This window comes from Marseilla massiliensis (assembly GCF_016899855.1).
Lineage (GTDB): Bacteria > Bacteroidota > Bacteroidia > Bacteroidales > Bacteroidaceae > Prevotella.
The window spans coordinates 1-11,329 of the sequence record NZ_JACJJG010000084.1 but is presented as its reverse complement, the minus strand read 5'-3'; the positions used below and the strand labels follow the sequence as shown (position 1 = coordinate 11,329).

General features: G+C 53.3%; 8 protein-coding genes. 7 read left to right on the top strand and 1 reads right to left on the bottom strand.

Annotation, left to right across the window (positions count from 1 at the left end):
• From H6A34_RS11410 to H6A34_RS11400, 3 genes are all read left to right on the top strand, one after another.
• On the top strand, window positions 1-282 hold a 282-nt coding region (locus H6A34_RS11410), incomplete at its 5' end, for a ribonuclease HII (protein WP_205105619.1).
• Between the two features lie 161 nt (window positions 283-443).
• A complete protein-coding gene (locus H6A34_RS11405) occupies window positions 444-1,352 on the top strand; it encodes a helix-turn-helix transcriptional regulator (RefSeq protein ID WP_021948813.1) in 909 nt (302 codons plus the stop codon).
• 118 nt (window positions 1,353-1,470) lie between these two features.
• A complete protein-coding gene (locus H6A34_RS11400) occupies window positions 1,471-2,349 on the top strand; it encodes a helix-turn-helix domain-containing protein (protein WP_205105618.1) in 879 nt (292 codons plus the stop codon).
• A 131-nt stretch (window positions 2,350-2,480) separates the two neighbouring features.
• On the opposite strand, the gene H6A34_RS11395 is transcribed toward H6A34_RS11400, so the two are convergent.
• Complete coding sequence (locus tag H6A34_RS11395; protein WP_205105617.1) at window positions 2,481-3,407, bottom strand: tyrosine-type recombinase/integrase; 927 nt, start codon at window positions 3,405-3,407, stop codon at window positions 2,481-2,483.
• A 380-nt stretch (window positions 3,408-3,787) separates the two neighbouring features.
• Between H6A34_RS11395 and gpmI the strand changes: the two genes are divergently transcribed.
• The 4 genes from gpmI to ung all read left to right on the top strand — a co-directional run bounded on the left by gpmI (window position 3,788) and on the right by ung (window position 11,288).
• Window positions 3,788-5,311 (top strand): 2,3-bisphosphoglycerate-independent phosphoglycerate mutase, encoded by a 1,524-nt coding sequence (gpmI, locus tag H6A34_RS11390; RefSeq protein WP_021948817.1) that lies wholly within the window; start codon window positions 3,788-3,790, stop codon window positions 5,309-5,311.
• Window positions 5,312-5,334: 23 nt separating this feature from the next.
• Window positions 5,335-5,856 (top strand): SdpI family protein, encoded by a 522-nt coding sequence (locus tag H6A34_RS11385; protein WP_205105616.1) that lies wholly within the window; start codon window positions 5,335-5,337, stop codon window positions 5,854-5,856.
• Window positions 5,857-6,200: 344 nt separating this feature from the next.
• The gene (locus H6A34_RS11380) at window positions 6,201-10,427 is read left to right on the top strand and encodes an acyl-CoA dehydratase activase (RefSeq protein WP_205105615.1); all 4,227 of its coding nucleotides are present in this window, start codon (window positions 6,201-6,203) and stop codon (window positions 10,425-10,427) included.
• A 198-nt stretch (window positions 10,428-10,625) separates the two neighbouring features.
• Window positions 10,626-11,288 carry a uracil-DNA glycosylase gene (gene ung / locus H6A34_RS11375; protein ID WP_205105614.1) on the top strand — a complete coding sequence of 221 codons (663 nt, stop codon included), beginning with the start codon at window positions 10,626-10,628 and terminating at the stop codon, window positions 11,286-11,288.
• The last annotated feature ends 41 nt before the right edge of the window (window positions 11,289-11,329 follow it).

Below are 11,329 nucleotides of genomic sequence, written 5' to 3'. Positions count from 1 at the left end.
GTGCGTCCCGAGGCTATCATCGTTGACGGCAACCGCTTCAAGCCCTACCGTTTCATACCATACAACACCGTCGTCAAGGGCGACGGCAAGTATCTGTCCATTGCCGCGGCGAGCATTCTTGCCAAGACTTACCGCGACGACTATATGGACTCGCTGGCCCGTGAATACCCCCAATATGCCTGGGACGTCAACAAGGGTTACCCCACAAAGGCCCACCGCGAGGCCATTGCCAAGTATGGAATAACGCCATATCACCGCAAAAGTTTTAGACTTTTGCGGTGATAAATTAAGAATTAAGAGTTAAGAATTAAGAAAGTATGCCATGCAAGTATCAAGGCCATTTTTCTTAATTCTTAACTCTTAATTCTTAATTTTCAACTCTTAATTATTAACTTCCGAAGGCATTTTTCTAAACTCTTAATCCTTAACTCTTAATTTTACAAGTGCGTCACGATAAACTTGAGCGTGAGTTGCAGCTCATGTTGTTGCTCACCGAGAATCATAATTACACGGTCGGCGAGTTGTGCGACCGTTTAGGCATATCCCGCCGCAACCTTTATTATTACCTTGAGTTCTTCCGCGACTGCGGTTTCAATGTCGTCAAGAGCGGCTCTTTCTATAAGCTCGACCGTAATTCGCCGTTCTTCAATCATTTGTTCAACCGTATCTCGTTCACCGAGGAGGAGGCGGTGCTCGTCCGTCGTGCCCTTGACAAGGCCGAGCGGGGCAATCCCCTTACGGTAAGTATAAAGTCGAAGCTTGCCCGTTTTTATGATTTCGACATACTTGTTGACGAGGGTTTGCGTGAACAGGCGGTGCAGAACCTGCGCGCTTTGTATGATGCCATCAAGATGAAGCGCCAGGTTGTGCTTGTCGGCTATGCCTCGCCCCACAGCCAGACTACGCGCGACCGTTTCGTGGAGCCGTTCCTGCTGATGAACAACAACAATGAGGTGAGGTGTTACGAGCCGGCCTCAGGCATGAACAAGACGTTCAAGCTGAGCCGCATGCAGGACGTGCGTGTGCTCGATTCAGGGTGGGCCTATGAGGACATGCACCGCCGGATGTTCACCGACGTGTTCATGTTCAGCGGCGAGGAGTTGCTGCCCGTTGAGTTGAGGCTCGGCGCGCTGGCCTGCAACGTGCTGAAGGAAGAGTATCCTCACGCCTCGGTGTTCGTGGCCGACGACGGCCGTGGCGGCGGCCTGCTGCGCATGGAGGTGTGCAGCTATGCTGGCATAGGGCGTTTCGTGCTCGGGCTTTTCGATGACATCGAGGTGTTGGGCGGCGATGGTTTCAAGGATTACCTGCGCTCCAAAATCCGTGGCATGGCCGGCAGGTGCGGCGGATGATGACTGCCGGCGGCGGGTCGTTATGTCCTGAAATACCGTTCATTGAGGCTGTTTTGTTGACGAAATATTTGCAAATGGACGATTAATTATTATTTTTGCAGGAAAAAAAGAATAATTAATGGGAATTTCCGAACTGTCTACTACGTCTATTTCTAACCTTGTACAGCTTGGCAACACTTGCCATATCGGTTCCGACCTCATGCTTTTTGACGATTTTACCGAACTGCAGTTACCCGACGGTGTATGCCGCGTGTCCGACATCGTGGTGGCGCTTTGCCTCGAAAGCGTGTCAAGATACACAGCCAATACCGTTGAATATACCGTTGAACCCAACGACGTAATCATAATACCCGACGGCCAGGTGATGGGCCGTTACGTGGTAGGTCCGGGCGCGCGTGGCATAGCCTTGATGATGTCGCCGGACTTTTACCAGGAAATCGTTAAGGACATACACGAGCTGTCGTCGCTCATCGTCTTCTCGCGCAGCCATCCGGTGTTCAGGATACGGCCCTGCGAGACGCGCAACATGGTGACATACTACAACCTCATAAAGGAGAAAATCAACGATACCGGCAATGCCTACCGCCGCGACGTGGTGGGCCATCTCATATCTGCCATGATATGCGAGCTTAACAACGCGATACGCCATATACGGCTCGGCGACGACGGCAAGCAGACGCGCGCCGAGGAGATATTTGCCGAGTTCATCCGCCTGGTGGAGCAGAACTACATGCGCGAGAGGCGCGTGGCGTGGTACGGCGAGCAGATGTGCATCACGCCGAAATACCTGTCGGAGATGGTCAAGGCGGTGAGCAGGCGCACGCCCAACGAGTGGATAGACAATTACGTGGTGATGGAGCTGCGCTCGCTGCTAAAGAACACCACCAAGACTGTCAAGGAGATTGCGGCAGACATGAACTTTCCCAACCAGTCGTTCCTCGGCAAGTACTTCAAGGAGCACGTCGGCCTGTCGCCCGTGAGCTACCGTAAGTCGTGACCGCCGGCGCCCGTTCTTGGCCCCGTTTCGGGCCGGATGCGTAACATGCTGATACCCAATATGTTGTGAAAGGCCGTCTTTTAGCTTGTAAAAGACGGCCTTTTATCGTGTGATTGACGGTCTTTCGTAAGTCATTTCATTACCGACTTCATCATTTTGTCAATGCACTTGCGCTTCTGTCCCATGTCGGGATGGACGTAAAGGTTGAGCGTCGTGCTTATGTTCGAGTGGCCGAGGATGGAGCTTACGGTCTTGTAGTCGCACTGGCTTTCTATGCATCGCGTGGCGAAGGTGTGCCTCAGGCCGTGGAACTTTATCCTCGGCATGTCGAGCCTCTCCATCAGCAGCTTGTAGTACCGGCGGTAAATGCGCGGCTCCAGCGGTTTCTCGGAGTTTGTCAGCACGTAGCCGTCGGGGCAGATGAAGCGCGACAGAGGGCGGAGTATGCGCAGCAGCGAGTTGTTTATGGGTATCTCGCGGCGTGAGCTGGCCGTCTTCGGCCTGCCTATCACCACCTTGGTGGCGCGCAGTCCGCCGTCGACAACGTAGATACGCTCTATCGTGCGGTTGACGCTTATCATGCGTGTGTCAAGGTCGATGTCGCACCATTTCAGGGCGCAGATTTCCCCTATGCGCATTCCCGTGCACAGGCAGATGTACAACCCGAGGTTGCGGAACGAGAAGTGCGAGCCGAGAAAGTTCATCATCGTCTTCTGTTCGGAATGCGTAAGTATCTTCAGCTCGTTATGCACGTCGTCCTTGGGCAGCCTGATGTCCCACTCGTGCCATTCCAGCCACCCCTTCCTGTATCCGAACACCACTATCATCTTCAGCACGAGAATGATGTCCTTGACGGTGCGGGGCGACAGCCCGCGCTCGAGCAGCCCGAAGGCGAAGGCCTGGGCGGCGCTGTCCTCCACCTTGGTGCAGTTGCCGAATGCAGGCAGGATGTGCTTCTCAGCGTTGGTCATGTACGTGGCCAGTGTCGATTCCTTTACCAGTTGCCTTTTCGTTTCCTTCCAAATGATGTAAACATCTGTAATTTTTTTGAGTTCCATACGTGTATTTTTTTAAATTAAACGGTGAGAAAATAATGAATTTCAATCAAACGAGTAAGGCACAACTCCCCTTTTATCATAAATTTAATGAATGTTCCGTATTTTCCCGACGATATGGCATAATGGCAATACCGGCAGGCTAAACCTGCATTCAGCGTCAGGCACGGAATGGCGGTTTGGCCTGCCGGTTATGATTGCCGATAACGGCATTGTACAAAGTCTTGGCGCCCGTGCAGGTTTAATAACGCCGCGGCGCCGCGCCTGCCGGCGGCATGGCCTGCGGAAAATGGCTGGATACATTATTTATAAACCTCGTGATTTATTTTGCACTTACCGCAAAACTTAGTAATTTTGCACATGTTTTTTAAGATTATACGATTATGGCAAAGAAAGCATTATTGATGATACTCGACGGATGGGGTATCGGAAAGCATGGCGAGGGCGACGTAATCTTCAACACGCCGACCCCTTATCTTGATTATCTTAACGCCGTAAGCCCCCACTCACAGCTGCAGGCTTCGGGCGAGGACGTGGGCCTTCCCGACGGACAAATGGGCAACTCGGAGGTAGGTCACCTCAACATCGGCGCAGGACGCATAGTTTACCAGGACCTGGTTAAGATCAACCGCGCATGCAAGGACGGCTCGATACTCGAAAACCCGGAGATAAAGAACGCTTACGGATACGCTCAGAAGACGGGCAAGAAGCTCCACCTTATGGGACTTACCAGCGACGGCGGCGTGCACTCTTCACTCGACCATCTCTTCAAACTCATCGAAATATCAAAGGAATACGGCCTGAAGGAAACCTACGTTCACTGCTTCATGGACGGCCGCGACACCGACCCGAAGAGCGGCGCGGGCTTCATCAAGCAGCTTGAAGACGTATGCGCAAAGAACGGAGCGCACGTGGCAAGTATCGTGGGACGCTTCTACGCCATGGACCGCGACAAGCGTTGGAATCGTGTAAAAGAGGCTTACGACCTCCTCGTTGAGGGCAAGGGCAAGCAGGCCGACGACATGGTGAAGGCCATGGAGGAAAGCTATGCCGAGGGAGTGACCGACGAATTCATCAAGCCTATCAACAACTCTACCGTTGACGGCACCATACAGGAGGGCGACGTCGTTATCTTCATCAACTTCCGCAACGACCGCGCGAAGGAGCTGACGCAGGTATTGACCCAGCAGGACATGCCCGACGAAGGCATGCACACCATAAAGGACCTGCAGTATTACTGCATGACGCCTTACGACGCGTCGTTCGAGGGCGTGCACATCCTTTTCCCCAAGGAGAACGTGCAGGACACCCTGGGCGAGTATCTCAGCAAGCAGGGCAAGAAACAGCTGCATACGGCAGAGACGGAGAAGTACGCTCACGTTACGTTCTTCTTCAACGGAGGACGCGAGGCACCGTTCGACGGCGAAGACCGCATACTCGTTCCCTCTCCCAAAGTCGCTACATACGACCTCAAACCGGAAATGAGCGCATACGAGGTGAAGGATAAGCTCGTGGGCGCCATCAACACCCAGGAGTACGACTTCATCGTTGTAAACTTCGCTAACGGTGACATGGTGGGTCACACCGGCGTTTACCACGCCATCGCAAAGGCAGTATGGGCAGTTGACCACTGCGTGCATGACGTTATCGAGGCTGCCAAGGCCAATGGTTACGAGGCAATAATCATTGCCGACCACGGCAACGCCGACAACGCCATCAACGCCGACGGAACGCCCAACACGGCCCACTCGCTCAACCCCGTGCCGTTCATCTACGTTACCGACAACAACAGCGCTACCGTGAAGAACGGACGCCTGGCCGACGTGGCTCCCTCAATCCTCCACATCATGGGTCTGGAGCAGCCCGCCGACATGACCGGCGAGAACCTCATTGAGGACAACATTTAAAAACACATTAACGTTTTATAATCATGCGTGGAGCCGCGACAGGTTACGGCTCCACGCATTTTCCCTTTTTCAGGTTACGGCTTTTCTGCCGAGGATGTGACATTATGCGGGTTGCTGATAGAGTTATCGGATTGCTGACAATATTGTCGGTTGCCCTGCAAGCGGGCATCTGCGTCATGGCTGTTGTTGGCCATGATAATGTCCCTTTGCACTGGGACGCCCGCGGCAATGCGGATGAGTACGGCAATGCTTGCAACATACTGCTGTTGCCTGTGGTAAGTGTCTTTGTGTATTTCTTGCTGACATTCTTTAAAAGACATCCCGGATATTGCAATTGGCCGCATAAGTTCAATGACGTTCAGGCAGGGTTACGGCTGCTTGGTGGGTTGATTGCCGTTTTAAGATTGTTGGCCGTAACGTTTCTTACATTTATCGCATACGAGGCGTATTGCGGCGGAATATTCAATTATGCCGTAGCCTTGGCGTTTCTTGTTGCCGCGTTTATTGCCGTATTTGTTTATGCGTTGAAATTACGCAAGGCGTGATTCGCATTGGCATAAGCGCTGTTTTTGTAATGCATACTTTATTTATCGCCATTGCCTCCACCCGCTTGTAGGGGCGCGCGGTTCGTGCGCCCGGGTAATGTCGTATTCATCCACATGTGACATTGTTCAATGGTTTGGCGGGCGCACGAGCCGCGCGCCCCTACATGAGGGTGTTAGTTTTTTGCGGATATTCTTGTTTTTGTAAAAGAAAAAGCGTGTAATATTCGTTCTTTTTATTACATTAATGTGAATTTTTGAACATATTTTCTTCAAATAATATTATCTCAAAAAGATGTAATTTAGTAACTTTGCACCGGGTAAAGAGACATTTAATTTATTTTATAATGGTTAGAATAGGAATAGACATTGGTTCTACGACGGCCAAGATTGTAGCCGTTGACGAAGCCGAAAACGTGCTGTTCTCTAAATATGAAAGGCATAATGCCAACGCAAAGGACGTAGTCGTAAGCGTTCTTGAGGAACTTATGGCCCAGTGTGGAGACGCCGACGTCAGCGTGAGGCTGACCGGTTCGGTGGGTATGGGCTTTTCCGAGAAACATTCGTTCCCGTTCGTGCAGGAAGTGGTGGCAGCCGCAAAGGCCGTCAGGAAATATTATCCGGCAACTTCATCGCTCATCGATATCGGCGGCGAGGACGCCAAGGTGGTGTTCTTCAAGGACGGACATGCTGCCGACCTGCGCATGAACGGCAACTGCGCCGGCGGCACGGGAGCCTTCATCGACCAGATGGCCGTGCTTCTGAATGTCGGTGTTGACGAGCTGAACGACCTTGCCTTGAGCGCCGAACGGACTTATCCTATAGCGTCGCGGTGCGGCGTTTTCTGCAAGACTGATATCCAGAACCTTATCGCCAAGAACGTAAGTCGCGCCGACATCGCGGCTTCCATTCTTCATGCAGTGGCCGTGCAGACCGTCGTAACGTTGGCTCACGGCAGCGAAATAACGCCGCCTGTACTCTTCTGCGGTGGCCCGCTGACTTTTATCCCTGCACTGCGCAAGGCGTTTGTTGACTATCTTTCGATATCTCCCGACGATATAATACTGCCCGAAAACGGCACTTTGCTGCCAGCGATTGGCGCCGCCCTTGCCGATGTTGACGGCGAGAGACCGGGCAAATTGTCTGCCGTCATTGCCGAGTTGCGCAATGCGGCTGTCTCAAAAGACGGACTTCGCAGTTCGCTTACGCCTATATTCACTGACGATAGCGACTATACGGCATGGCAGGAGCGCATGTCGCGCCACACGGTGAGGCGTGCCGAGCTGCGCCGCGGGCGGCAGGAGGCGTTCATAGGTATCGACTCCGGCTCTACAACTACAAAGATTGTAGTTACCGACAGTGACTCGAAAATAATCTATTCATATTACAGTGCCAACAAGGGCAACCCCATAGAGGCTGTAGAGGAAGGGTTGAGAGGCCTGCAAAAGGCCTGTGCCGAGAGCGGCACCGAGCTGTGCATTAAGGGCAGTTGCTCGACGGGCTACGGCGAAGACCTTATCAAGGCCGCCTTCCAGCTTGGCGGAGGCATCGTCGAAACGATAGCCCACTACATGGCGGCGCACTATCTTGACCCCGAGGTTTCGTTCATTCTCGACATCGGCGGACAGGACATGAAGGCCATATTCGTGACCGACGGCATTATCGACCGCATTGAAATAAACGAGGCCTGCTCGTCAGGCTGCGGCTCGTTCATCGAAACTTTCGCCAAGACCCTTGGCTACACGGCCCACGAATTTGCCGTTGAGGCTTGCCGCGCGGACGCCCCCTGCGACCTTGGAACGCGCTGTACGGTGTTCATGAACTCCAAAGTGAAGCAGGCTTTGCGTGAAGGCGCTACGGTAAGCGACATCGCCGCCGGCCTGGCTTACTCCGTAGTGAAGAACTGTCTGTATAAAGTGCTCAAGCTGAAGGACGTGTCACAGCTTGGCAAGCATATCGTGGTGCAGGGCGGAACAATGCGTAACGACGCCGTGGTGCGTGCCCTCGAGGTGCTGACAGGCACCGAGGTGACCCGCTGCGACATACCCGAGCTGATGGGAGCGTACGGCTGCGCCCTCTATGCCAAGGCCCACGCGGCGGGCGAAGTGCGGCTTGACGATATGCTGGCAAAGGCCCATTACACGTCGAAGTTCCTCCATTGCAAGGGCTGTGACAACCAGTGCCTCGTTGTTCGTTACCAGTTTGATAACGGAGAGAAATACTATTCGGGTAACAGATGCGAGAAAGTGTTTACCAACGGGGGAGCGGGCAAGCCCCAGAAGGGCATTAACGCTTATCAGAAAAAGAACGAACTGCTCTTCGACCGTGAAGGAGTGAAGGGCGACAGGCGCATGACCGTCGGCATTCCCCGCTGCCTTAACATGTACGAGGACTATCCTTTCTGGCATACGTTGTTTACCGAATGCGGCATAGAGGTATGCCTTTCCGACCTTTCCAACTTCTCGAGCTACGAGAGGAACGCCTGCATGGTGATGTCCGACAACATCTGTTTCCCGGCCAAGTTGGTACACAGCCACATACAGAACCTCATCGATAAGAAGGTAAGCCGTATCTTCATGCCCTTCGTTGTTTATGAACGGCAGGGCAAGGAGCAGAACAGCTATAACTGTCCGATAGTAACCGGATATGCCGAAGTCGTGAAAAGCGTGCAGGCGGGGGACATTCCGATAGACTCGCCTACCATCACCTTCAAGGACAAGGGGCTGCTTTTCAAGCAATGCAGTGAGTACCTGGGTTCGCTCGGCGTTACCGACAACACGATAAACAAGGCTTTCAGCCTAGCCATGAGCGCGCAGGACAACTATGTCCGCGACATCATTTCGTACAACGAGCGCGTGCTTGCCAAGGCTCGTGAGCGGGGAGCGTTGGCCATTCTGCTGGCCGGCCGTCCTTACCATGCCGACATGCTGATACAACACAAGGTGTCTGACATGCTTGCCGACATGGGCATTTATGTTATAACGGACGATATTGTGCGTGACAAGAAGGTGGCTGTCAACGACGCGCATTACCTGTCGCAGTGGGCTTATCCCAACCGGATACTCGAGGCGGCGAAGTGGTGTGCCGGACAGGACGGCATGGAGTTCGTGCAGATGACGTCGTTCGGCTGCGGGCCGGACGCGTTTCTCGTCGACGAGGTGCGCGACCTTCTGCTGCGCCACGGGCGTGTACTAACGTTGCTGAAGCTCGACGACATCAACAACGTTGGCTCGATGAAGCTGCGCGTGCGTTCGCTTATCGAGAGCCTGAAGCTGGCAGGAGGCGACGGTGCCGACCGCCGCAAGACGGCCGAGTTCAAGACTACGCCCGTGTTCGACAAGGCTTGCCGTGGCAGGAAAATCCTTGTTCCGTACTTTACCCCATTCATTTCGCCGCTCATTCCGGCCATCATGCGTGTGGCAGGATACGACGTGGAGAACCTTCCGTTGAGCGACACCGAGTCGTGCGAATGGGGCTTGAAATATGCCAACAACGAAGTATGTTACCCCGCGACGCTGATCGTAGGCGACATAATCAAGGCGTTCAAAAGCGGTAAGTACGACCCGCACAACACGGCGGTGGCCATGACCCAGACGGGCGGACAGTGCCGCGCGAGCAGCTATGTGTCGCTGATAAAGAAAGCACTTGTCGACGCCGGCTACGACGACGTGCCCGTTATAGCCTTTGCAGTGGGCGGTTCAATCAAGAATTTGCAGCCCGGATTTAAGGTAAACTGGATTAAGTTGTTGCCCATCGCGCTGTATTCAGTGCTTTACAGTGACTGTATATCCAAGTTCTATTATGCCTCCGTGGTGCGCGAGAAGCAGCCCGGACAGGCCGCGAGGCTGCGAGACCTGTACTTGCAGGCCAGCGAGAGCCTTATCCTTGAGGGCCGTTCGGAAGACTTGCTTAGTTATCTGTCGATGGCCGCGACGGAGTTTAACCGCATTTGTTACGATGTAGAGCGTCCTAAGGTATGCGTGGTCGGCGAGATATTCCTCAAGTTCAACCCCTTCGCCCAGAAGAACGTGACCGACTGGTTGATTTCGCAGGGCGTCGAGATTGTGCCTCCGCTGTTGCTCGATTTCTTCATGCAGAGCTTTGTCAACAATCGTATTGACGGGCAGACGCACCTTAAGCGCCGCTCAATAACCGATTTTATATACAGCCTTGTCTACAAAAGGATAAGGAAACATATTGCCCGGGTCAACAAGGCGGCGTCCTCTTTCCGTTACTTTACGCCGTTCAATGATATTTTCGAGGAGGCCGAAGAGGCGCGCAAGGTAATCTCGCTGAGCGCCCAGTTCGGCGAAGGATGGTTGTTGCCGGCCGAAATAATGTCGTGCGCACGCCAGGGAGTGCGCGATGTGGTGAGCCTGCAGCCCTTCGGATGCATTGCCAACCACATTGTGTCAAAAGGCATTGAAAAGAAAATAAAGATGTTCTTCCCGGACATGAACATCCTTTCGCTCGATTTTGACAGCGGCGTTAGCGACGTCAACGTTACCAACCGTCTGCTTCTGTTTATAGACAATTTGAAAGGGAAAGAGGTCGCCACGGCTACTGCCGAGTAGCCGCTCTGTTGCCAGCCGGCATGTCTTCATTCTGCTGGACGCGGCAGATGACAGTCATGAGTGCCGCATTCGGGATTTTCGTTGGCCGTATTCCTTGCATTGTGAATGTGCGTCGCGTGCAGTCCAAAGAAATGCGCATAACGTTGCACATACGGGAAAAAAGGTGTATTTTTGCATTCGTATAAACAACAAACGGATATGGACGTAAAAATAGAGGAAAGTTGGAAACGGCACATCGGGGCCGAGTTTGACAAACCGTATTTTGCCGCGCTTACGGCGTTCGTACACGAAGAGTACCGCAGGGGCACGTGTTATCCGCCGGGGCGGCTTATCTTCAACGCTTTCAACTTATGCCCGTTCGACAAGGTTAAAGTGGTAATCATCGGGCAAGACCCCTACCATGAGCCGGGTCAGGCGCAGGGCTTATGCTTCTCCGTGAACGACGGAGAGCCTTTTCCGCCCTCGCTCGTTAATATATTCAAGGAAATACAGGCCGACCTCGGCACGCCTGTGCCACAGAGCGGAAGCCTTGTCCGATGGGCCGAACAGGGCGTGTTGCTGCTCAACGCCACGCTTACGGTGCGCGCGCATGCTGCCGGAAGCCACCAGCGCCACGGATGGGAAGAGTTTACCGACGCCGTGATACGTGCCGTATCGGCCGACCGTGACCATATCGTATTCATCCTCTGGGGCAGTTACGCACAGGGCAAGGCACAGCTAATTGACGCCTCGCGCCACCTTATACTCCGCTCGGCCCATCCTTCACCACTGTCAGCCCACCGTGGATTTTTCGGCAACCACCATTTCAGTCTTGCCAACCAGTATCTCGAAAAATATGGAATAGACCCGATTAAATGGTAGTTTTTTAATTCATAATGCACAATTCATAATTCATAGTTGGG